This is a genomic window from Corynebacterium sp. HMSC073H12 (genome assembly GCF_001837775.1).
Taxonomy (GTDB): domain Bacteria; phylum Actinomycetota; class Actinomycetes; order Mycobacteriales; family Mycobacteriaceae; genus Corynebacterium; species Corynebacterium amycolatum.
On sequence record NZ_KV834027.1, the window covers coordinates 180304 to 202297 of the forward strand.

Consider the following 21994-nt stretch of genomic DNA (forward strand, 5'->3'; position numbering starts at 1 on the left):
GTGGAATTCACTTCCCTATCAATTAGTGGACTTTTAAGCGTTGAAAAGCCAGTGGTGGAAAAATCTTAGTCTTCCAGGACGGAGACGCCCGGCAGAGTCTTGCCCTCGAGGAACTCGAGCGAAGCGCCACCACCGGTGGAGATGTGGCTGAAACCGTCCTCGTTCAATCCCAGGGTACGTACTGCTGCTGCGGAGTCGCCGCCACCGACGACGGAGAAGCAACCGTTGTTAGTGGTGGCATCGATGATGGCCTGTGCAACCTGGCGGGTGCCAGCTGCGAAAGCCTCCATCTCGAACACGCCCATCGGGCCGTTCCAGAACACAGTCTTGGACTCAGCCAGCACCTTGCCGAATGCCTCAGCGGAAGCCGGTCCGATGTCCAGGCCCATCCAGCCTTCCGGAATCTCGGTGGCGTCTGCAACCTTGTTTTCAGCGTCAGCAGCGAACTTGTCGGCCACGACTACGTCAGTTGGCAGAACAATCTTGTCGCCGTAGCGGTCCAGCAGATCCTTACAGGTGTCAATCATTTCTTCCTGCAGCAGGGAAGCGCCAACGGCGTAGCCCTTGGCAGCCAGGAAGGTGAAGCACATGCCACCGCCGATGACCAGGGAGTCAACCTTCGGCGCGAGAGCCTCAATAACGCCCAGCTTGTCGGAAACCTTGGAACCGCCGAGCACGACGGTGTACGGCTTTTCCGGGGTCTCTGCAACCTTGCGCAGAACCTCAAGCTCAGCCTGAACCAGGTTGCCGGCGTAGTGTGGCAGCTTCTTCGCAACGTCGAAGACCGAAGCCTGGGCGCGGTGAACAACACCGAAACCGTCAGAGACAAATGCTCCGTCCGGAACAAGTGCAGCCAGCTCGGCTGCGAACTCGGCGCGTTCTGTCTCGTCCTTGGAGGTCTCGCGCGAATCGAAGCGGACGTTCTCCAACAGAAGTACATCGCCCTCGGTCAGGCCATTAGCGCGCTCGTGCGCGTCCTCACCGGAGACATCACCGGCGAGCGCGACATACTGCTCCAGGCGCTCAGAGAGAGCTTCAGCGACCGGGGCCAGGGAGAACTCAGGCTTAACCTCTCCCTTCGGGCGACCCAGGTGAGCCATAACAACGACCTTGGCGCCGGCGTCGACAAGAGCGGACAGAGTGGGCAGCGAAGCATCGATTCGGCCCGGATCGGTGATTACGCCGTCCTTCAACGGAACGTTAAAGTCGGAGCGGACGAGGACGTAACGGCCTTCAATACCTTCGTTGATCAGGTCTTTGACAGTCTTAACAGTCATCTCAATGAAATCCTTGTGAAAGTGTGTAAAAAACGGGCCGTGGGTGGCGTGCCCTACTCAGGCACAACCACCCCGGCCCGTTCGGGGTCTGGGATTAACCAGGTGTGTTATTAGAGGCGCTCACCGACGTAGACAGCCAGGTCGACGAGGCGGTTGGAGTAGCCCCACTCGTTGTCGTACCAGGAGACAACCTTGACCTGATCGCCGATGACCTTGGTCAGCGGTGCGTCGAAAATCGAGGAACGCGGGTCGCCCTCGATGTCCTTGGAAACGATTGGGTCCTCGTTGTAGCCCAGAACACCCTTGAGCTCGCCCTCAGCAGCTTCCTTGATGGCAGCGTTGACGGACTCGACGGTGACCTCGTTCTTAGCAGTGAAGGTCAGGTCGGTGACAGAGCCGGTCGGGGTCGGAACACGCAGTGCGTAGCCGTCCAGCAGGCCCTTGAGCTGCGGCAGAACCAGAGCAACTGCCTTTGCAGCGCCGGTGGAGGTCGGAACAATGTTCAGAGCAGCAGCGCGAGCGCGACGCAGGTCCTTGTGCGGAGCGTCGTGCAGGCGCTGGTCACCGGTGTAGGCGTGGATGGTGGTCATGAGACCGCGTTCGATGCCGAACTTGTCGTCCAGGACCTTAGCCATCGGAGCCAGGCAGTTGGTGGTGCAAGAAGCGTTCGAAATGATGTTGTGCTTCTCCGGGTCGTAGTCAGTGTGGTTGACGCCGACAACGAAGGTTGCGTCTTCGTTCTTAGCCGGAGCGGAGATGATTACCTTCTTGGCGCCAGCCTCGATGTGAGCCTTGGCAGCGTTGGCATCGGTGAAGAAACCGGTGGACTCAATGACGATGTCGACCTTGTGCTCGCCCCACGGTAGGTTCTTCGGGTCGCGCTCAGCGTATGCGGCGATGCGCTTGCCGTTGACGGTGAGGGACTCATCGTCGTAGGTGACCTCTGCGTCAAGCTTGCCCATGATGGAGTCGTACTTGAGCAGGTGAGCCAGGGTCTTGTTATCAGTGAGGTCGTTTACAGCAACGACTTCTAGGTCAGCGCTCGCAGCGAGCAGGGAGCGGAAGAAGTTGCGGCCAATGCGACCAAAACCGTTAATACCTACACGAACCGTCACAATAATCTCCTTAATGGATTGGCGAATCGATGCCACTTGTCAGGGCGCTGATTGCGCTCCAACAGGTTCACTACAGAAGTGTACGTTGGGTTTTTCATTCGCGCAGCGATGCTTTGGCGCGAAAATCCCAAATAAACGGAGATTTATCCAAATTTCCGCACCTGACTAGGCATAACAGGTGCTTTACTCGTCAACTTCTTTGTCAAAAAGTTCGTCTGTAACGACTGCAGTTGTGGGGGGAATTCCGAGTTCGTTTGCTCTTTTGTCCGCCATGGAGAGCAAACGCCGGATGCGTCCTGCGACTGCGTCTTTGGTCATTGGCGGATTGGCTAGCTGTCCAAGTTCTTCCAATGATGCCTGCTTGTGCTCGATGCGCAGCTGTCCTGCAGACACCAAGTGGTCTGGTACATCGTCGCCGAGAATCTCTAGAGCGCGTTCTACTCGTGCTGCCGCAATGACGGCCGCACGAGCTGAGCGCCGCAGGTTGGCATCGTCGAAGTTTGCCAAGCGGGTGGCTGTCGCTCGCACTTCACGACGCATTCGCTGTTCTTCCCATTGCAGGCGAGTAGTCTGGGCTCCCATTCGCGTGAGGAGCGCACCAATCGCATCGCCCTCCCGGATGATTACTCGATCGCCACTGCGGGACTTATTTTCCTTACTCTTAGCCGTAATTCCGAGCCTACGAGCACATCCCACTAATGCGAGTGCCGCTTCAGCAGAAGGAGCAGTGACTTCCAAAGCTGAGGAACGCCCCGGCTCGGTCAGTGAACCATGTGCCAAAAATGCACCCCGCCATGCAGCTTCCTGATCAATCTTCTGCCCCATGATCAGCTTGCGTGGTAGCCCACGTACGGGACGTCCTGCAGAGTCAATCAAGCCAGTTTGCCTAACGACGAGTTCCGCGCCATCGGTTACCCGTACGATGTACTTCGAGGTCTTTCGCAACCCACCGGGAGACAAGACATTGAGGCTGGCTTTGACATCGTAGAGTTCGGCCAGCATGGAGCGCAGGCGGCGTGCGACAGCGCCGGAATCCAACTCAGCCTCCAGCACAATCGAACCTGCCACCAGGTGGAGTCCTCCCGCGAAGCGGAACAGGGTCGCAATCTCCGCTGCCTGAGCGCTTTCCTGCGAAACTGACACGCGGGCTAGTTCGTCTTTGACCTTCGCCGTCAATGCCACGATGCTGTCCATCCTCATTTCATGTGTACGAGCTGGGTTTGGGCCTGGCTAATTTAGATTTAATTAACCCCATTTGAGCTCTAGCAATAAACCTCAAGGATAGTATCCTGAACCAATCGAGTGGCAATTAGCTGATTGCCTGCTGCATCCCCGCAGGAGAATGCAGAAATACCCTCGATTGGCCGGACGCTTTAGAGGAACTGACGAAGTGCAGTAGCTAGCTTCTCCGGCGAATGCCGACCCGTCAGAGCTCCGTGGTCGTCCACTTCTTGCACATCGGCGAAAACAACTTTCGCGTCGAGGCTGTTCGCCGCTCGCTGCAGGTATTCCCGTTCGGTATCCGCGAGCGGCGTGTTGTCGTCGACAAGCACGTAATTGAGCTTCAAGTTAGGTGCATGCTGCGTGAGCATATGGATGTGCCGTTCGGAAGAAAAACCGGCGGTCTCCCCCGGCTCGGCGACCAGATTAAGCACCACGACGGTTGTGGCATTGGTTTCTTGCAGAGCGTCCCGCAACCCGGGCACCTGAAGATGTGGCAGAACCGAAGTGAACCACGAACCCGGACCCAGCGTCACCAAATCAGCATTGAGGATAGCTTCAATGGCCTCCTCGGATGCCGGCGGCGCCTCAGGAATCAGCCGGATTCGACGCACCTGACCAGGCGTGGTGGCCACTGCGACCTGGCCACGGACTTGGCGCACGACGCGGGCATCCTGCTCCAGGCCAACGACTTCGGCCTCAATCTCTAACGGGATTGGCGACATAGGCACGACGCGACCTTGGATTTGCAGCAGCCGGCCAATTTCGTCAAGCGCGTCGACTTCATTTCCCATCACACTGGTGAGGCCAGCGATGATCAGATTCCCAATCGCATGCCCTGCGAGTGCGCCAGTTCCGCCAAAGCGGTGCTGCAGTGTCTTTTCCCACAGATCGCCTTTTTCCGTATCTGCGGAAAGCGCGGCGAGCGCCATGCGAAGGTCTCCAGGGGGAATCTGCCCCAGCTCACGACGAAGGCGACCGGAGGATCCTCCATCGTCGGCAACTGTGACCACCGCTGTGACATGGTTCGCAACTTGACGGTCAGCTCTCAGCGTGGCAAATAGACCATGACCGCCACCCAGACTGGTAATTGATGTCAATTTCTACACCTCCACGAAAACCGCTAATTGCGGTCAATATCGCGGTGGACGACGTTGACGTTGATCCCGGAAACTCCCTCGAGCTTCTTAGCCAGCGCCTCCGACATGGCCACACTTCGGTGATGGCCTCCGGTGCATCCCACAGCGATAGTCATAAAACCCTTGCCCTCACGGCGGTAACCGGGCAAAACCAATTCAATCAAGTTTGTGACGTTGTCCAAGAACCCCTGAGACTCCGGTTGGGACAGTACGTAGTCGGCCACTGCTTTGTTGGTACCGCGGCCCGCACGCAGCTCAGGTACCCAATAGGGGTTGGGGAGAAAACGGACGTCGAAAAGCATGTCGGCATCGCGCGGTGCACCGTGCTTAAACCCAAAGGACTCGATGGTAATCTGTTGAATCTTGCTAGCGGTATCCGACAGCTGATGCTCTAACTCACGGCGCAAATCGTGCACGCTCATGTCAGAGGTATCCACTACTAAATCCGACATGCCCTTTATGGGCAGCAGCATCTGACGTTCAGCTGCAATACCCTGTGAAAGCGTGCCGTTTTCCTGTAGCGGATGGGTGCGGCGGACTGAGTCGTAGCGGGCGATGAGGGTGTCGTCGTTGGCATCAAAGAAGATGACATAGGGCTGGCGCCCCTCATTGCGGAGTCCGTCGAGCACCTCCCCCAAACTGCCCGCGAATGCGCGCGAGCGAACGTCGGTGACGATAGCGAGGCGCTCTACTGGAGAGTCCGCCTCAAACGACAACTCGACCATGCGCATAATTAACTCCGGGGGCAGGTTGTCTGCGACATACCAGCCCATCTCCTCCAAGACGCTGGCGGCCGTATTGCGTCCGGAACCGGACATGCCGGTAATCAGCACAAGTGACTTTTCAGCCTGAGGGGAATAACCCGAAGTAATCATGCCAATACTCTAATACAATTTCGGCCAACCGCTCTCGGTTTTACTAGCGGAAGTAAACCCTCTAGCACTGTTTCAAGTGCGGTTATAGCCACTTGTTTACCTACTTCTACGCCTATTCTCCGGTACCGACATCCGATTTTGGTTCTGAGGATTTTTCGTCTGGGTGGAGGTAATCGTAGACAGTTTTCGCGAGCATCGGCCCGAAACCAGCCACCTCTTCGATCTGCTCGACGCTGGCCTTTTTCAGCGCCGCAACGGAGCCAAAGTGTTTGACCAACTCACTGCGGCGTGCTGGTCCCAGCCCCTTAATGCCATCGAGTACCGAAGAGCGCATGCGCTTAGAGCGCTGCTGGCGGTGATAAGTAATGGCAAAGCGGTGCGCCTCATCACGAATTCGCTGGATAAGGTACATCGCTTCCGAATTGCGCGGCAGAATGAGTGGCTCATCATCGTCGGGAATCCACAGCTCTTCTAAGCGCTTGGCAATACCCACGAGCGTCACATCGGTGACCTCGAGTTCATCGAGGACTGCCTGAGCGGCTGCGACCTGCGGTGCACCACCGTCGACAATGAACAACTGTGGCGGGTAGGCAAACTTGCGACTACTCCGCGACTGCTCATCGACGGCATCAGTCGTCTCCTCGACGAACATTTCGCTGGCATCATCGGGCATGGCGAGCTTGTCCTCGTTATGGCGCAGAAAACGACGGCGCACCACCTCAGCGATGGAGCCGACGTCGTCGGAGCGACCGTCACCCGCTGCATCCTTAATCCGGTAGCGGCGATAGTCGGACTTCTTCGGCAATCCGTCCTCGAAGACCACCAACGAGGCCACCACATCGGTGCCCTGAATATGCGAGATGTCAGTGCATTCGATACGCAGCGGCGCTTCATCCATAAACAGCGCGTCCTGAAGTTCGGAGAGAGCTTGCGATCGAGTAGTTAGATCTCCACTTCGCTTTAGTTTGTGCTGGCGTAGCGCTTCAGCTGCATTTTTCTGCACGGTCTCCATGAGTGTTCGCTTGTCACCGCGCTGTGGGACCCGAATATCCACATTGGTGCCACGAATATCGGCCAAAAATGCAGCAACCTCGTCAAGATCGTCGGGCGTGGCCTGGACGAGAATTTCGCGTGGCACAACTTGGGCGGCAGTGGTCGATTCATCGCCGTCGACATCCGCGTGCTTGGCGGCATCGCCATAGAACTGTGTCAGGAACTGCGTTAGCAGCCCACCCAAGCTGGGGTCAGTCTCTCCCTCTCGAAACTCTGTAGTCGCGTATTCGCCGGACTTCTCCACTACCCAGCCGCGCTGACCGTAAATACGTCCTGCCCGAACGTGGAAAATCTGCACGGCCGCTTCCAGCTCGTCCGTTGCTAGCGCAATAAAGTCGGCATCGGCGGCGTCGGAAAGCACGACTGACTGCCTCTCCATGACCTTGTCGATGGCAGCGAGGTTGTCGCGCAGGCTCGCGGCGCGCTCGAAGTCTAACTCGCCGGCAGCTTCCTCCATTTCCTTCTTCAAACGCCTGGTGACCGGGCTCGTATTCCCAGACATGAAGCTGGTAAAACCACGGACAATTTCGCGGTGTTCCTCGGCACTGACACGGCCGACACAAGGCGCCGAGCATTTGTCGATATAGCCGAGCAAACAGGGCCGCCCCAGGGCCTGCTGCCGGTTGAAGACTCCCTTGGAACAAGTGCGGGCCGGGAAAACTCGCGTAAGCAAGTCGAGCGTTTCTCGGATAGCCCACGCGTGTGAATAGGGGCCGAAATAACGCACGCCCTTCCGGCGCGGTCCTCGGTAGAGAAAGAGCCGCGGGTACAGCTCGCCGACGCTGACGGCCAACATCGGATACGACTTATCGTCGCGGTACATCACGTTGAACCGCGGATTAAAGCGCTTAATCCAGGTGTACTCCAACTGCAGCGCTTCGACCTCATTGTGGACAACAGTCCACGTCACCTTCGAAGCGGACTGCACCATCTGGCGGGTGCGGGGATGCAGCCGAGTTAAGTCCTGGAAATAGTTAGACAGACGCGCACGGAGATTCTTCGCCTTGCCGACGTAGAGAACGCGCCCGGTTGAATCGAGAAAACGGTACACCCCCGGCTCCGTGGGAATGGTGCCGGGGGCGGGACGGTACTGAGAAGGGTCAGTCACTTACGGTGTCCTTAAAACGTGTCCTTGGGTTAGTCCTCCGGCATGAACTTGTCTTCAAGTTCACGGAACCGGCGGATGTCTTCCACGACGCGGCTGCCGTCGGCCGACTGGATTGCGAGCATCGGCACAAACTCAAAGTCTGGCAGCTCCAAGCGAGCCCAGCGGGACTTCTTTGGAAAACTCAGGCCGTAGATATCGACCCATGGGTAGAACTTTGCATTGAGCAGATTGCGGACTTCCACGCCCGTGGCATTTACGCGAACGCGAGCGCGAGTCAGCAGCAGGATTACCCCGGCGATAATCAAACCAATCATTGGGAAAGCCAGCTGGTCAATAGCGGTCACCGAAGCGCCGGTGTTACCAAAGTCCACTACGATACCCATGAAGATATGGATAGCGAAGACTACAACTGCAGCGACAATCGCCCACAGACGCAGCTTTTGCGAGGTGATTTCCAACAGCCATTTGTCTTCACTACCGGTGTCGACGGCAGTCGAATTGCTGTGGCGTTCGGAGTTACCCATTCTTACTCAGCTCCACCTTCACGAAGAGACTTCAACACGGCGACGGTATGCAGCGCTGCGGCCATGGCCTCGCGACCTTTATTCTCCACAGCTCCCTCACCGCCGGCACGATCAATTGCCTGCTGTTCAGTGTTACAGGTCAATACACCATTGCCAACAGGCGTCTCACAGTCCAGTGCAATCCGCGTCAGCCCCTCAGTCACCGAGTCGCAGACATAGTCGAAGTGCGGCGTACCACCGCGGATAACGCATCCCAGCGCCACCACGGCGTCGTGAGTTCGCGCGAGCTGTTGGGCTACAACGGGAATTTCTAGAGCACCGACGACAGTTACGTCAGTCACAACGGCTCCCACTTCCTCGGCCTGTGCCAGTGCTTCACGACGAAGCTGCCCGGTGATCTCCTCATTCCAATGAGAGGTGACCAGACCGACGGTCACACCAGTGGAATCTGGGACGGATACGTCAGGAAGACCTGCACCACTCATCTACTGTGCTCCTTCTGTCGAGATGCCGTGAGCCTCCATGTACTCATCCAACCAAGGAAGTTCATGACCCATGCGTTCGCGCTTTGTCAACAAGTATTTCAAGTTATCCTCGTTGACCTCAACTGGCACCGGTACCCGGCGGCTCATCTCCAGTCCATAACCACCTAGGCCGGCACGCTTGGTCGGATTGTTCGTCAGCAGGGCCATAGAGGTGACCCCAAGGTCCTGCAGAATCTGTGCACCAGTGCCGTACTCGCGTGCGTCCGACGGCAAACCGAGTGCGAGATTGGCATCAACGGTGTCAGCGCCTTCATCTTGCAGGTGGTAGGCCTGCAGCTTCGGCATCAGACCAATGCCTCGGCCTTCGTGACCGCGCATGTAGAGAACGACGCCGCGTCCTGCCTCGTGGACCATGCGCATGGAGTTGTGCAGCTGCTGACCGCAATCACAGCGGCGCGAGCCCAATGCATCGCCAGTCAGACATTCAGAATGAACGCGGACGAGCACATCCTGGCCATCATTGGAGGAGACATCACCGACAACAAGTGCAACATGCTCGACCCCGTCGATAAGACTGCGGTAACCGATGGCCCGGAACTCGCCGTATTCGGTGGGTAGCTTGGTTTCAACGACGCGTTCGATCAGCTGCTCGTGGCGACGGCGATACTCGATGAGCTGCTCAATGGAGATTAGCGACAACTCGTGCTTATCGCAGAAGCGGCGCAGCTCTTCCGCACGAGCCATGCCGGTGGGGTCGTCTTCGGAGACAACCTCACACAGCACGCCTGCGGGACGAAGCCCTGCAAGTCGCGCGAGATCTACCGAGGCCTCAGTGTGACCAGCGCGTACTAGAACACCGCCTTTGCGTGCGCGCAAGGGAACCACGTGCCCCGGGCGGGTGAAGTCATGTGGAGTCGACGTCGGGTCAGCCAGTGTGCGAATGGTGTTCGCACGATCACTGGCAGAAATGCCCGTGGTGCCAGTATTGGCATCAACCGTGACGGTATATGCGGTGCCGCGGGCATCCTCATTATCGGACACCATCGGCGGTAGGTTGAGTCGTTCGCAGTCTTCGGCAGTCAGCGGTGCGCAAATGTAGCCAGAGGAATAGCGAACCATAAAGGCAACAAGCTCAGGCGTGGCCATTTCTGCTGCGAAGATGATGTCGCCTTCGTTCTCGCGATCTTCATCATCAACGACAACCACGGCCTTGCCGGCAGCGATGTCCGCAATGGCCTGCTCTACGGAATCGAACTTAATCACAGTCTTGTAGCTTATCTTTCCAACATTTTCTCGACGTACTTGGCTAGTACATCGACTTCCAAATTGACCTTGGTACCTACCGAGGCGGAACCGATTACGGAGTCTGACAGCGTCGTTGGTATCAGGCTGACCTCAAAGAACCCCTCGCCTACTGCAGAGACAGTCAACGAGGTGCCATCCACGGCAATTGAGCCCTTTTCCACGACATACTTGGAGAGCTGCCCCGGCAGCGAAATCCGCACTACTTCCCAGCGTTCCCCTGGCGTGCGCGAAATAACCTCGCCGGTGCCATCGATATGTCCCTGCACGATATGGCCGCCGAGGCGTTGCCCTACTGCGGTTGCACGTTCGAGGTTGACCTTGGAACCGACCTCAACCTGGCCGAGACTCGACCTATCCAAAGTCTCTTGCATGAGATCAGCGGTAAAGAAGTCATCGCCAAACTCCACGACAGTCAAACAAACGCCGTTGACAGCAATGGAGTCACCGTGGTGCACGTCGTCAAGCACGGTGGACGCGCGAATGGTCAGAGTAATGGAATCGGCTTCGCGGTGGATTTCGCGAATTTCGCCGAGTTCCTCAACAATTCCCGTAAACATAGTGGTCAGGAAAATCCGTTACCGTTTGTTATAAATTGAAAGATTTTTACAAAGTTAACTCTAGCCGGTCTACCCGCGATCTTTGCCACTGCGGAGTGCCGTGATCAAAATGTCATCCCCCAGAGTCTCGACCGCGACGGTACGAAAGCGGGAGATGTCAGTGATGGTGGTCTCGTGATTGGCCGATGTCACTGGCAGACCAGCGCCGAGAAACGCCGGGGCAATGTAGGACTCAATCGCGTCTACAGCATCGGCTTCTAAGAAAGCGCTGGCGAGCCGTGGGCCGCCTTCTACCAGCACGTCAATAAGCCCCATATCCGCCATTGTCTCCAGCGCGACTTCCACATCGTGAGTGCGGATGTGGCGGAAGTTATCGCCGCGGATATTCGCATCGGCGGCAACCTCCGAGGTGCCAATCGCGATGCGCAGAGGTTGCGTAGACAGCTCCTCACCGTCTGGTGTGCGCGCGGTCAATCGCGGATTGTCGGCGAGCACTGTTCCCGTTCCGACGACAATCGCTTGCCGACGTGCACGATCAACATGTACCCGTGCCCGCGCCTGCTCCCCCGTGATCCACTGCGAGGTGCGGTCGGTAGCGGCAGCGAAACCATCAAGTGTGCCCGCCGTCTTCAGCGTGATGTGTGGGCGCCGAGTGCGCTGCCAGTGTAACCATGGACGTAGGTAGCCGGCGGTTACTCGGTCACGCTGGAATTCTCCAATGACTTCGATGTCCTTATAGCGCAACCATTCGCTGCCGCCAGCGGCCACGGGATTAGGATCAGCGACCGCAAATATGACGCGGGAAACACCGGCTGCCGCAAGTGCCTCGGTGCACGGTGGCGTACGGCCGATATGATTGCACGGCTCGAGTGTTACCACTGCAGTACCGCCCTGAGCTCGTGCCCCCGCCATCTCCAATGCCTGCGGCTCTGCGTGTCGCCCGCCTACCGGCTCAGTTCCGGCCACACCGACCGCGATCCCTGCGGTATCGAGAATGACGCAACCAATCGGAGGATTGGGATAGGTGGTGCCTCGAACTCGCTGGCCGGCTTCTATGGCCAATGCCATAGCTTGCGCGTCAGTCAGCGGCTGTGCGGAGACGAGATCCGGAAACTGTGCCACCGTTTCTCACCGCCGTCTACTTAGTTGCAGCAGCGGTTGCCAATGCGCGCAGCTCATCGACAGCCGCGGCACGATTCTCAGCGCCGAAAACGGCCGAGCCTGCGACAAAGGCGTCGCAACCAGCGGCGGCAGCGGATTCGATGGTTTTGGCGGAGATTCCACCGTCAATCTCGATCAGAGTATCCAGACCTTCGGCATCAATGCGCTCACGCAGCTTCTCGACCTTGGCCAGCTGATCCGGCATAAAGGACTGCCCCCCGAAACCGGGTTCGACACTCATGACCAGCACCTCGTCGAATTCGGCGAGGTGATCCAGCCACGGCTCAATTGGAGTACCCGGGCGCAGTGAGAACCCGGCCTTCACGCCCTGGGAACGAATGTGGCGTGCCAGTGCGATGGCATCGTCGGCGGCTTCAACATGGAAAATAACGGAGCTCGCTCCCGCCTTAATGTAGGTGTCGACCCACTTCTCCGGGTTTTCAATCATGAGATGGACATCCAAGTACTTGTCCGTCACGGCAGCTACGGCCTCCAGCACCGGAGCGCCGAAGGACAGGTTGGGTACGAAGTGGCCATCCATGACGTCGATATGTAGCCAATCTGCATTGCCTACAGCCTCAACCTCACGGTCGAGGCGAGCGAAGTCAGCAGCGAGAATGGACGGGGCAATAATTGGTGCGCTCATAACCTCTGAGCCTAGTCGTTCTTGCGCAAAACTGAGAAGAACATCGCATCGGTGCCGTGGCGGTGTGGCCACATCTGCACAGATGGATACGGTCCGACATCAGTCATCGGCGCTACCAACTCGTGTGCATTCAGCTCAGTCACAGGCAATTCCGTCACTGCTCTATCGACTATGCCCCTGGTTTCCCGCAGATGCGGCGAACACGTGGAGTAGACGATGATGCCACCCGGCCGTGCCAAACGCACAGCCTCACTGAGCAGTTCAAACTGAAGCGTAGTCAAGGAGTTAAGATCGGACGGCGACTTCCGCCAGCGCGCTTCCGGGCGACGACGGAGCGAGCCCAAGCCAGAGCAGGGCGCGTCTACCAAGATGCGGTCAAAGCCTGCCTCCAGCCCGGTATCGCGACCATCCGCGACGGTTACAGTCACTGGTAGCCCGGTCGTGGCCTTCTTCACCAGTTCTGCGCGAGTCGCCGATACCTCAACAGCATCGAGCTTCGCGCCCTCAATAGCTGCGATGCCGCCGATGAAAGCTGACTTACCACCGGGGCCGGAACATAGATCTAACCAGCGGCCGCTGTCTTCACGGGTAACGGGTGCCATGGTGACGGCACGCGCAATGAGCTGAGAACCCTCGTCCTGCACCGCAGCCAAGCCCTGTCGGACCGGCTCCAACTCTCCTGGGGCACCGGAGTCCAGGCGCACACAGTACGGCGACCACGGTCCCTCTTCACCGCCGGTGATCAGTGCCAATTCCTCAGCGGTGATCTCGCCCGGACGAGCGACCAAGTGCACCAGCGGGCGGGCATCGTCGGCAGCGAGTGCCTGCTGCAGCTCACCGGCTTGTGCACCGAGTGCGCGGGCAAACTCCATCGCGATCCAGCGCGGGTGGGCATGCTTCATTGCCACGTAGCCAATCGGATCGGTCGCGGGATCCGGCGCAATCTCAGCCACCCATTCGCTTTCGGTCTTCGAGGAGACCTTCCGCAAAATAGCGTTGACAAAGCCGCGCGCACCAGGTCCCGCCACCTTCGCCACTGCCCGCACCGAGGTATCGACCGCCGCGTAGGCGTCGACGCGCGTACGCAGCAGCTGGTACGTGCCCAGGCGTAGCACGTCCATCACCGGTCCAGCAATATCGTTTAACGGGCGTGACGACGATGCCTCAATCACGGCATCCAACAGGCCTTCCGCCCGCAGTGTGCCGTACGTCAGCTCCGTTGTAAAAGCAGCATCCCGCCCCTTGAGCTTGTGCGCCTTCAGCAATTTGGGCAGCAGCAGGTTTGCGTAAGCATCATTCTCGCGAACGTCGGCTAGTACCTTCAGTGCGACCTTGCGCGGCTGGTCAATGCCACCGCGATTATCCCCACCTCGGGTGTCACGGTTACGGTTGCGGTCATCGCGGTTCTGTCCGCCGCGGTTGCTGCGCTGCCGTCCGCCACCGGTGTGGCGGGGTTTGTCGTTGCCCATTTACTCGCAGACCTTTCCGCCAGGTTGGCTACCTCGCGCCCAGTCGGACGCATCCATCATCTTCTTACCCTGTGGCTGCACCTTCACCAGCTGCACATAGCCATCGGCACAACGCACGGATACCCGGTGCTTCTCCACTACCAACTCACCCGGTGTGGCGGCTGTAGCCTCCGGAGCAGCTGCCTTTCGCACCTCGTCGACCGCGGCGCTGTTCTCGTCGGAAAGCGGGGTGAGCTCTCCGACCTTCAAACGTGCGCCGTCGAGGGTCGTCCACGCACCTGGGGCAGGCGTGAACGCGCGAGCGCGGCGGTCGAGAAGATGTCGCGGCTGAGTCCAAACGATTCGGGCATCCTCCGGCCCGAACTTAGCGGCGTAGCTGACGTCCTGTTCCGGCTGAGCGGTCGGACGCAACGCACCGGCTTCGATGCCGTCCATGGTGGCGGCTAGAAGATCCGCGCCGGAGTATGCGAGGCGGGTCAAAAGGTCGTCGGCATTATCGGTCGGGCGTATCGCTTCGGTGACGGTACCGAAAACTGGTCCGGTATCCAGGCCCTTTTCAATCCGGAAGGTACTGGCACCCGTGACTTCGTCGCCAGCGGCGATAGCTGCCTGCACCGGCGCGGCACCTCGCCAAGCAGGAAGCAGTGAGAAATGCAGATTTACCCAGCCGTGCGTCGGTACATCGAGCAACTCCTCCGGCACGAGATTGCCGTAGGCGACCACCGGGATGCAGTCGGCGTTTAATTCGCGGATCTGCTGTTGGATTTCCGCATCGCGCAGGGTCGTCGGGGTGAGAACGGGAATGTCGTGTTCCAAGGCCAGAGCCTTCACCGGCGAGGGCGAAAGCGACTTACCGCGGCCACGGCGGGCATCGGGGCGAGTGAGAACAGCAACGACCTCATGGTGGGAGTCTTCGAGCAACTTTTTCAGTGCAACGACAGCGGGTTCCGGGGTTCCGGCAAAAATCAGGCGCACAGTAAGTGGATTCCTTCCTGGTGGACCTAGTTGTTCTAGTTAATCTAGTGATGAAACTCGGGGCGCCACACCCGGGGGCTAGGCGTAGGTGAGTTAACCGCGGTTGAGGAACCAGTCCTGCTCACGCAGAGAGCGCATCGCGGTCTTGCGCTCGTCGCCCTCGAGACGCTTCAAAAACAGCACACCGTCCAGGTGGTCGCTTTCATGCTGCACGCAGCGAGCCAGCAGATCATCAGCTTCGAAACTCACCGGTGTGCCGTGGCGATCCTGGCCAGTAACGCGTACACGTGCGTGCCGAGTCACGGGTCCATTAATCCCCGGGATAGACAGGCATCCTTCGATTTCGTGGACAGTTTCATCGCCGATGGCTTCCCATTCCGGATTGACGATGTGCCCGCGGGTGCCATTGCAGTCGTAGACGAAGACGCGCTGCAGCACGCCAACCTGGTTTGCCGCGAGCCCGACACCCTGTTGCTCATCCATCGTGTCGAACATGTCATCAATCAGGTGCGACAGCGTCGCGTCGAAATCAGTGACGGTTTCCGCCTTGGACAGCAACACCGGATCGCCGAAAAGACGTACCTCACGAACTGCCATGAACTTAGAGCCTCCAAGAAAACTGGTGTGAATCAAGCAATAACGCGCTCATTTTAGCAGCTAGCCGAAATTAATCGGATCGACGACAACGCGCACCGGCGTCGGGTCCTTCCTAGTCGCGCGAACGACCTGCGCTGCCTTCAACGCCGCTCCCACTGCCCGTGCTTGACGACGGTCACAGCGAACCAGCATCCGCTGAATAGGTGTACCCGGCTCCACGCCTGCTGGTGGCCTGGCGTTGCGGGGAAGGTCTACCGGCCCCAGAATTTCCGCGCCCGATGGAACTTCCAGGGACTCCATGAAGTTACGCAGGCCCTCTTCAGTCCCATCCACCGCTGCCACGTGAAAGGCCGGAGGCAGAGCGGCAGCTGTGCGGTCGGCCAATTCCCTGTTCGCAGCGCCTACCGCGTCCCATGCCAGAAGATCGGCCACAGTCGGGACTGCAGCATCCGCATCGATAACCACTGCTCCGCCTTGCTCCCGCGGGCGGGCAAGTGTGACGGCCCGAGACCAATGCGCATAGGCTTCTTCATGAGCGCGCAAGTCCTGCCGGCCGAGCATCGCCCAAGTGTCCAGTAGCATCACTGCACCGTAGCCCTCCGGCGCATAAGGCTCGGCTCCCGGCGTGGCCACCACGACCCTCGGGCCTTCGGGAATGTCGTCAACAATGCGTTCTCCAGAGGAAGCGATGACTGGGAATGGACTGAAAATACGGCCAAACTCCTCTGCCGTACGTTCACTGCCGACCACGACTGGCCGAATCTTGGTGGACCCGCAGCTATGGCAACGGTGGTGGATGTCGATACGACCACACCACCGACAGGTCGGTGGTGCCGGGTCGTCCGGGTTATCGGACGGTGGAATTCCCAGTGGACCATTACACCAGCGACAGCGCGCAGGCGCGCCACAGGAGCGACACGACAGTGTCGGCACATATCCCTTGCGAGGTACCTGGACCAGGATCGGAAGCTCTTCGCGCAGCGCGGCCTTTGCCCGTCGAAAAGCGATGGCAGGAAGGCGTCCCCTACTGACGTCATCCGGGTCTTCGGAAGTGTCCGTCGAGGCAATCATCTCCGGCATGGACTCAGTCAGGGCGTCAGTTCCCGCGACCAGATTGTGCGCCCAACCTGAGGAGACCAGCAGCTGCACCTCGGCTGTACGGCTATACGACGCAAAGATGAGAGCGCATCCTTCCTGCGCACTACGCGTCACCAACACCTCGCGAGAGTGCACGTAGGGTGCGCGGGAATCCACAAGGTTGTCATCGCCATCATCGACAATCACTGCTAAACGCAGATTCTTCACTGGCGCGTATGCTGCCGAACGCGTGCCGACGACTATGCGCCCCTGGCCGTGCAGGATATCCAGGTAGCGGCGATAGCGGGACTCGGGACCGAGGCCAGCCCCGAGAAGAGTGAGCTGACGGGCAGAAATGAGCTCGCGAAAAGCGCTCTCAAAGCGCGCCTGTGTGCGTGCGTCCGGCACAATGATGAGAACACCGCCACCATCGCGCGCGACCGAAACGCTGAGCGCGGCGAGCATAGTTGCCACCTGTTCGCCTGGAACTGGCTGCCACGCTGCGCGTGCCGGGGTGCCCTTGCGGACGGAATTGACAAAGGATTCTCCGAAGACATAGTTGTCCCAAGCGGAAAGGTCCGGATCTTCGGTGGCAAGCTTTCCCAACTCCTCCCACGTCGGGGGCATGTTCTCCCTGCGAGCACGTTCGGCCCGTGCATGACGGGTTGGGATGGCGGAGCGAATGATGTTTGAGCGCGTTGCGCCGTAATACTCCGCCAGAGAATCCACCAACCGTCGAAGCTGTGGCGGATAGACAACCTCAGAGCTGATGACATCCTTGAGATAGGACAGTTTGCCGTCGTGAGTGGGCGTGGCACAGCGCTCCAGCACCAGCGCATTGACCAACTGGCCGTGGAAGCGAATCCGCACGCGGCAACCGACGACCGCTTCCTCCGCTAGCGCGCGCGGAACCAGGTAGTCGAAGGGGCGATCTAACTGCGGCAGCCCCAAAAGCGGAAGCACCCGCGCGACTGGTAGCTTCTCAGCTGCGGCGGCGGGTGCGAAGGGGGCGTCGGTCATAGAGTCTTACTCTACTGCCCCACCCCAGGGTAATGCTGGCGGGTGGTGTTTATCCCAGGCCAGCGGCTGCGCGGAGCTCTTCAACGCGGTTGAGCTGCTCCCACGGCAGGTCCAAGTCAGTTCGCCCGAAGTGACCGTAGGTGGAGGTCTGCGCATAAATCGGGCGCAGCAGGTCCAGGTCACGAATAATAGCGGCCGGACGAAGGTCGAAGACCTTGTTGATAGCCTCGCGGATGGCGTCATCCGAAACGTGACCGGTGCCGAAAGAATCGACGTAGAGGCCCACTGGGCGAGCGCGACCGATAGCGTAGGCGACCTGAATCTCGAGGCGGTCAGCCAGTCCCGCGGCCACGGCATTCTTCGCAACCCAACGGGTGGCATATGCGCCGGAGCGATCCACCTTTGACGGGTCCTTGCCCGAGAACGCGCCGCCCCCGTGACGAGCCATACCGCCGTAAGTGTCGACGATAATCTTGCGACCGGTCAGGCCGGCATCGCCCATCGGGCCACCGATAATAAACTGGCCAGAAGGGTTAACCAGCAGCTTCAATTCATCGGTGACAAAACGCTCGCGCAGGTTAGCATCGTCGAGCACCCAATCGACGACGTGAGTCTTAATCTGCTCGGTGATCCACTCCTGGGTGACATCCGGGTCGTGCTGCGTGGACACCACAACGGTGTCCAAGTACACCGGGTTATTGTCTTCGTCGTAAGCGAAGGTGACCTGAGTCTTACCATCCGGTCGAAGCGATGGGACGATCCGTTCCTTGCGTACCTGCGTCAAGCGGCGAGCCAGGCGGTGCGCCAGTGCAATCGGTAGCGGCATGTACTCCGGCGTTTCGTTGGTAGCGTAGCCGAACATCAGCCCCTGGTCGCCAGCGCCCTTGAGATCTTCTGCTTCGACTTCTCCACCAGAGCTGCGTGCTTCCAGAGAAGTGTGCACACCGTCGTGGATGTCTGAGGACTGCTCACCGATCGAAATGGAGACGCCACAGGTTTTGCCGTCAAAGCCCTTTTCAGAAGAATCGAAACCGATCTCCTTCAGTCGACTCCGGACAATACCGGGGATGTCAACGTAGCTCTTCGTGCGAACCTCGCCAACAACATGGACTAAACCGGTAGTCACCACAGTCTCAACAGCGACCATCGATGCAGAATCCTGCGCGAGCATAGCGTCAAGGATGGAGTCCGAAATCGAGTCGCAAATCTTATCCGGGTGCCCCTCGGTAACAGATTCACTGGAAAACAGCCGAAGATTAGAGGCCACGAGCAGTACAACTTTCTTCTAGATTATTTCCCCACCCCTGCGGTGTCGCTACGGCGTGGGTTTTCGTTTGATTCGATAATTATAGACCAAGCGGTTCAGTCGCCGTAGTAGGCACCGGCTACTCCGCTGGCTGAGGTTCCTGCCGCAGCTCGGAAACTGCATCCAAAATCGAACCGGCCACCGAGAATTTTGAGCCCCGCGGCACGTCCCACTGCTCGCCATCGAGAGACAGCAACCATCCGACATTGTCCGTCGCACCGAAAGTTTGCCCACCCGAGACGTCGTTACACATGAGCAAATCGCAGCCCTTGCGGACAATCTTCTGCTTCGCAAGCTCGAGCGGCGTCGTCGTCTCGTCACCGGTCTCAGCCGCAAAGCCCACCATCGTCGTGGTCGCCGGAATCTCACCCGCTTTACGACGCTCCACAGTGGTAGCCAAAATATCTGGGTTTTCTACGAGCTGAATGTTGCTCAACGCGTCGTCTGCGACGCCCTTCTTCATCTTGGCCCCAGCGGTCGATGCCGGACGGAAGTCGGCGACGGCGGCAGCAAAAATGCAGACATCGGCCAGCTTGGAGTGTTCGTGCGCCGCCTCGGCCATCTCCAAAGTGGAATCAACCTTTACAACATTCGCGCCCAGCGGTGTCGGCAACTGATCCGTATATCCTGCCACCACAGTGACCTGAGCGCCACGCTGTGCTGCCATCTCGGCTAGCGCGAAGCCCTGACGACCTGAAGAGTGGTTGCCGATAAAACGTACCGGGTCGATAGCCTCACGGGTGCCACCGGCAGTAATCATGAAGCGTACGCCCTCGAAGTCGCGACGGAAGTGGCGTGGATTCTCGACTGCTGCCAATGCCAGTGAAACAATCTGCTCTGGCTCCGGCAGGCGACCTGGACCGGTGTCCTTACCAGTCAAACGGCCATGGGCCGGATCGAGGACAATAGTGCCATGGCGACGAAGAGTCGCGACATTATCCCGCGTAGCTGGATGGTTCCACATTTCGGTGTGCATGGCAGGGGCCAACACCACTGGGCAGGTCGCCACAAGCAAGGTTGCGGTGAGCAGGTCGTCGGCACGCCCGTGCGCGGCGCGCGCCATAAAGTCGGCAGTCGCGGGAACCACGACGACGAGGTCGGCCTCCTGCCCCACGCGGACATGCTGAACCTCATCGACTGCGTCAAAAACTGTAGTCGACACCGGGTTCCCCGACAGCGCCTCGAAAGTAGCTGCACCTACAAAGTTCAATGCGGACTCAGTGGGAACGACACGAACATCGTGACCAAGTTCCCTGAAGCCTCGAACAACGTGTGCGGCCTTATATGCAGCGATGCCGCCGGCAACCCCGACGACAACCTTTAAACATTCGGATACGTCAGCATTACCGGCGGCATGCATACAGATATCTCCCCTTAAGGAAATGCTCTAGCCCTCAGTGTGGTCCAACAGACCAGCGTTGATTTCACGAAGAGCGATGGACAGAGGCTTCTCAGCGACCCCCGGAGTAACCAGCGGGCCAACGTACTCCAGCATGCCTTCGTCGATCTGCTGGTAGTAGTCATTAATCTGGCGTGCACGCTTGGCAGCAAAGATAGCCAGAGCGTACTTCGAAGAAGCCTTACCAAGCAGCTCATCGATCGGCGGGTTGGTAATACCAATTGGCGGGTCGAACACTGCCTCGGTGGCGGTATTTTCCTGGGTCACGAGAAATCTTTCCTCAATAGAACGTGAGTTACTGGGGTGACAATAAAAATCGTCATAGCAATAGAAACACCATTGCTCGAAAGCGATTTCTACTATCTATGATGTGGAGTCGCCCTGTTACTTGCCAGTAGTCAGCGCCCGAGCGATGGCCGCCACAGCATCATCGACGTTGTCGTTGACAACAACCTCATCGAATTCGTGCTGAGCATCCATTTCCACTCGTGCGGTTTCCAGGCGACGCTTGACTTGCGCCTCGGTTTCCGTGCCACGACCAGTGAGCCTGCTGACGAGAATTTCCCAGCTTGGCGGAGCCAAGAACAGCAGGTGAGCATTGGGCGCTACCTTACGGATGGAGCGGGCTCCCGCCAGATCCACCTCAACGAGTACTGGACGCCCCTCGGCGAGAGCTTTATCCACCGGGCCGCGCGGCGTACCAGAACGCTGCAGACCACCGTGGATTTCAGCCCACTCGAGCATCTCTCCTGCATCAATATGCTGTTGGAACTTCTCCGGGGTCACGAAGAAATAGTCGCGGCCATCGACCTCCCCCGGCCGTGCGGCGCGGGTGGTCATGGAAACGCTGAAGTACAGTCCGGGAACCTCGGCACGAAGCCGACTGACAACAGTGGATTTTCCTACACCGGCAGGGCCGGCGAGGATTACCAACTGACCGTTTTCATTCCCGGCCACTGCGACTAGTCCTCCACTGCGTAGCCGAAGCGCTCCAGCAGAGCGCGACGCTGACGGTCGCCCAGGCCACGCAGGCGGCGGGTCTGAGCGATCTCCAGGTCATTCATGATGTCCTGCGCCTTGACCTTGCCGACCTTCGGCAGAGCCTCGAGCAGAGCGGAGACCTTCATCTTGCCGATGATCTCGTTCTCGTCAGCCTGCTTGAGAACCTCTGGCAGATCGATAGCGCCACGCTTCAGCTTGTCCTTGAGCTCTGCGCGCACCTTGCGGGCCTGAGCTGCCTTCTCGAGTGCTGCTGCACGCTGCTCCGGGGTCAACTGCGGAAGGGCCACGTGTTCCTCCGTAAAAATAGATTGGTTAGCTTCTTATTTACTTGCACGAGCCTCGCGTCCACCAAAGGCAGGCAACGACACCGTGCTTAACGATTGGAGACCGTACCGCACTTACCGGTTGTTGAGGCAAATGCTGACGGGGTGTCGATAAAAATGACACCAGGGCTTTATCCGCCCCACCTTTCGGTCGTGGTCAACCAACTCCGGCGATTGTAGCACCGTTTGCCCAGGAGAATGGAAATTGACCACGGTTTTTGTACGAAATCTCCTAGGAATTGTCAGAGTAACTTGCCTATACCTACGCCACCGCCATCCAAGGCTCATTAGGAAAATCCCGGCAGCTAGGTACGGAAGAGCCCGCAGGGGCACCTGTTCTATGAGGTGTCCCCGCGGGCG

Annotated in this window: 21 protein-coding genes; all 21 read right to left on the reverse strand. The window is 58.7% G+C overall.

The genetic code is table 11. From position 1 onward, the window contains the following. Positions 1-65: 65 nt before the first annotated feature. The 21 genes from pgk to mihF all read right to left on the reverse strand — a co-directional run bounded on the left by pgk (position 66) and on the right by mihF (position 21598). Positions 66-1277 carry a phosphoglycerate kinase gene (gene pgk, locus HMPREF2708_RS02915; protein WP_070832102.1) on the reverse strand — a complete coding sequence of 404 codons (1212 nt, stop codon included), beginning with the start codon at positions 1275-1277 and terminating at the stop codon, positions 66-68. 110 nt (positions 1278-1387) lie between these two features. Then, a complete protein-coding gene (gene gap, locus HMPREF2708_RS02920) occupies positions 1388-2392 on the reverse strand; it encodes a type I glyceraldehyde-3-phosphate dehydrogenase (protein WP_070832490.1) in 1005 nt (334 codons plus the stop codon). A 183-nt stretch (positions 2393-2575) separates the two neighbouring features. Beyond that, positions 2576-3574, reverse strand: coding sequence for a DNA-binding protein WhiA (gene whiA / locus HMPREF2708_RS02925; RefSeq protein WP_070832491.1), 999 nt, complete (start codon positions 3572-3574; stop codon positions 2576-2578). A gap of 191 nt (positions 3575-3765) precedes the next feature. Continuing rightward, entirely contained in the window at positions 3766-4713 is a 948-nt protein-coding gene (gene yvcK, locus HMPREF2708_RS02930; RefSeq protein ID WP_070832105.1) for a gluconeogenesis factor YvcK family protein, read from the reverse strand. Positions 4714-4736: 23 nt separating this feature from the next. Continuing rightward, the gene (gene rapZ / locus HMPREF2708_RS02935; protein WP_005510809.1) at positions 4737-5627 is read right to left on the reverse strand and encodes an RNase adapter RapZ; all 891 of its coding nucleotides are present in this window, start codon (positions 5625-5627) and stop codon (positions 4737-4739) included. A 112-nt stretch (positions 5628-5739) separates the two neighbouring features. Beyond that, the gene (uvrC, locus tag HMPREF2708_RS02940; protein ID WP_070832108.1) at positions 5740-7788 is read right to left on the reverse strand and encodes an excinuclease ABC subunit UvrC; all 2049 of its coding nucleotides are present in this window, start codon (positions 7786-7788) and stop codon (positions 5740-5742) included. 29 nt (positions 7789-7817) lie between these two features. After that, positions 7818-8312, reverse strand: coding sequence for a PH domain-containing protein (locus HMPREF2708_RS02945; protein ID WP_070832110.1), 495 nt, complete (start codon positions 8310-8312; stop codon positions 7818-7820). A gap of 2 nt (positions 8313-8314) precedes the next feature. After that, positions 8315-8797: a 6,7-dimethyl-8-ribityllumazine synthase gene (gene ribH / locus HMPREF2708_RS02950; RefSeq protein WP_070832113.1), complete on the reverse strand. Its 483-nt coding sequence runs from the start codon at positions 8795-8797 to the stop codon at positions 8315-8317. Further along, positions 8798-10060, reverse strand: coding sequence for a bifunctional 3,4-dihydroxy-2-butanone-4-phosphate synthase/GTP cyclohydrolase II (locus HMPREF2708_RS02955; RefSeq protein ID WP_070832115.1), 1263 nt, complete (start codon positions 10058-10060; stop codon positions 8798-8800). Between the two features lie 11 nt (positions 10061-10071). Next, a complete protein-coding gene (locus tag HMPREF2708_RS02960) occupies positions 10072-10659 on the reverse strand; it encodes a riboflavin synthase (protein ID WP_070832118.1) in 588 nt (195 codons plus the stop codon). Positions 10660-10728: 69 nt separating this feature from the next. Next, positions 10729-11727 carry a bifunctional diaminohydroxyphosphoribosylaminopyrimidine deaminase/5-amino-6-(5-phosphoribosylamino)uracil reductase RibD gene (ribD, locus tag HMPREF2708_RS02965; RefSeq protein WP_371326290.1) on the reverse strand — a complete coding sequence of 333 codons (999 nt, stop codon included), beginning with the start codon at positions 11725-11727 and terminating at the stop codon, positions 10729-10731. 70 nt (positions 11728-11797) lie between these two features. Further along, entirely contained in the window at positions 11798-12466 is a 669-nt protein-coding gene (gene rpe, locus HMPREF2708_RS02970; protein WP_070832124.1) for a ribulose-phosphate 3-epimerase, read from the reverse strand. An 11-nt stretch (positions 12467-12477) separates the two neighbouring features. Beyond that, on the reverse strand, positions 12478-13935 hold the full coding sequence (locus HMPREF2708_RS02975; protein WP_070832127.1) for an RsmB/NOP family class I SAM-dependent RNA methyltransferase: 1458 nt from the start codon (positions 13933-13935) through the stop codon (positions 12478-12480). Then, complete coding sequence (gene fmt, locus HMPREF2708_RS02980) at positions 13936-14910, reverse strand: methionyl-tRNA formyltransferase (protein WP_070832129.1); 975 nt, start codon at positions 14908-14910, stop codon at positions 13936-13938. Positions 14911-15003: 93 nt separating this feature from the next. Beyond that, positions 15004-15507, reverse strand: a complete 504-nt coding sequence (gene def / locus HMPREF2708_RS02985) for a peptide deformylase (protein ID WP_005510753.1) — start codon at positions 15505-15507, stop codon at positions 15004-15006. Positions 15508-15567: 60 nt separating this feature from the next. Further along, complete coding sequence (locus HMPREF2708_RS02990) at positions 15568-17604, reverse strand: primosomal protein N' (RefSeq protein ID WP_070832132.1); 2037 nt, start codon at positions 17602-17604, stop codon at positions 15568-15570. Positions 17605-17653: 49 nt separating this feature from the next. Beyond that, positions 17654-18871 carry a methionine adenosyltransferase gene (gene metK, locus HMPREF2708_RS02995; protein WP_070832135.1) on the reverse strand — a complete coding sequence of 406 codons (1218 nt, stop codon included), beginning with the start codon at positions 18869-18871 and terminating at the stop codon, positions 17654-17656. Between the two features lie 118 nt (positions 18872-18989). Beyond that, positions 18990-20270, reverse strand: a complete 1281-nt coding sequence (gene coaBC / locus HMPREF2708_RS03000; RefSeq protein WP_070832138.1) for a bifunctional phosphopantothenoylcysteine decarboxylase/phosphopantothenate--cysteine ligase CoaBC — start codon at positions 20268-20270, stop codon at positions 18990-18992. A 27-nt stretch (positions 20271-20297) separates the two neighbouring features. Next, positions 20298-20576 carry a DNA-directed RNA polymerase subunit omega gene (gene rpoZ, locus HMPREF2708_RS03005; RefSeq protein ID WP_005510796.1) on the reverse strand — a complete coding sequence of 93 codons (279 nt, stop codon included), beginning with the start codon at positions 20574-20576 and terminating at the stop codon, positions 20298-20300. A gap of 117 nt (positions 20577-20693) precedes the next feature. Further along, positions 20694-21266: a guanylate kinase gene (gene gmk, locus HMPREF2708_RS03010; RefSeq protein ID WP_070832141.1), complete on the reverse strand. Its 573-nt coding sequence runs from the start codon at positions 21264-21266 to the stop codon at positions 20694-20696. Positions 21267-21271: 5 nt separating this feature from the next. Continuing rightward, entirely contained in the window at positions 21272-21598 is a 327-nt protein-coding gene (mihF, locus tag HMPREF2708_RS03015; protein WP_016422714.1) for an integration host factor, actinobacterial type, read from the reverse strand. Between the last annotated feature and the right edge of the window lie 396 nt (positions 21599-21994).

Bases quoted from the DNA above. Each gene is read 5' to 3' on its own strand.
- pgk (WP_070832102.1), bottom strand. From the start codon at position 1,277: ATGACTGTTAAGACTGTCAAAGACCTGATCAACGAAGGTATTGAAGGC.
- rapZ (WP_005510809.1), bottom strand. From the start codon at position 5,627: ATGATTACTTCGGGTTATTCCCCTCAGGCTGAAAAGTCACTTGTGCTG.
- HMPREF2708_RS02945 (WP_070832110.1), bottom strand. From the start codon at position 8,312: ATGGGTAACTCCGAACGCCACAGCAATTCGACTGCCGTCGACACCGGT.
- ribH (WP_070832113.1), bottom strand. From the start codon at position 8,797: ATGAGTGGTGCAGGTCTTCCTGACGTATCCGTCCCAGATTCCACTGGT.
- HMPREF2708_RS02960 (WP_070832118.1), bottom strand. From the start codon at position 10,659: ATGTTTACGGGAATTGTTGAGGAACTCGGCGAAATTCGCGAAATCCAC.
- ribD (WP_371326290.1), bottom strand. From the start codon at position 11,727: ATGGCATTGGCCATAGAAGCCGGCCAGCGAGTTCGAGGCACCACCTAT.
- rpe (WP_070832124.1), bottom strand. From the start codon at position 12,466: ATGAGCGCACCAATTATTGCCCCGTCCATTCTCGCTGCTGACTTCGCT.
- HMPREF2708_RS02975 (WP_070832127.1), bottom strand. From the start codon at position 13,935: ATGGGCAACGACAAACCCCGCCACACCGGTGGCGGACGGCAGCGCAGC.
- def (WP_005510753.1), bottom strand. From the start codon at position 15,507: ATGGCAGTTCGTGAGGTACGTCTTTTCGGCGATCCGGTGTTGCTGTCC.
- HMPREF2708_RS02990 (WP_070832132.1), bottom strand. From the start codon at position 17,604: ATGACCGACGCCCCCTTCGCACCCGCCGCCGCAGCTGAGAAGCTACCA.
- coaBC (WP_070832138.1), bottom strand. From the start codon at position 20,270: ATGCATGCCGCCGGTAATGCTGACGTATCCGAATGTTTAAAGGTTGTC.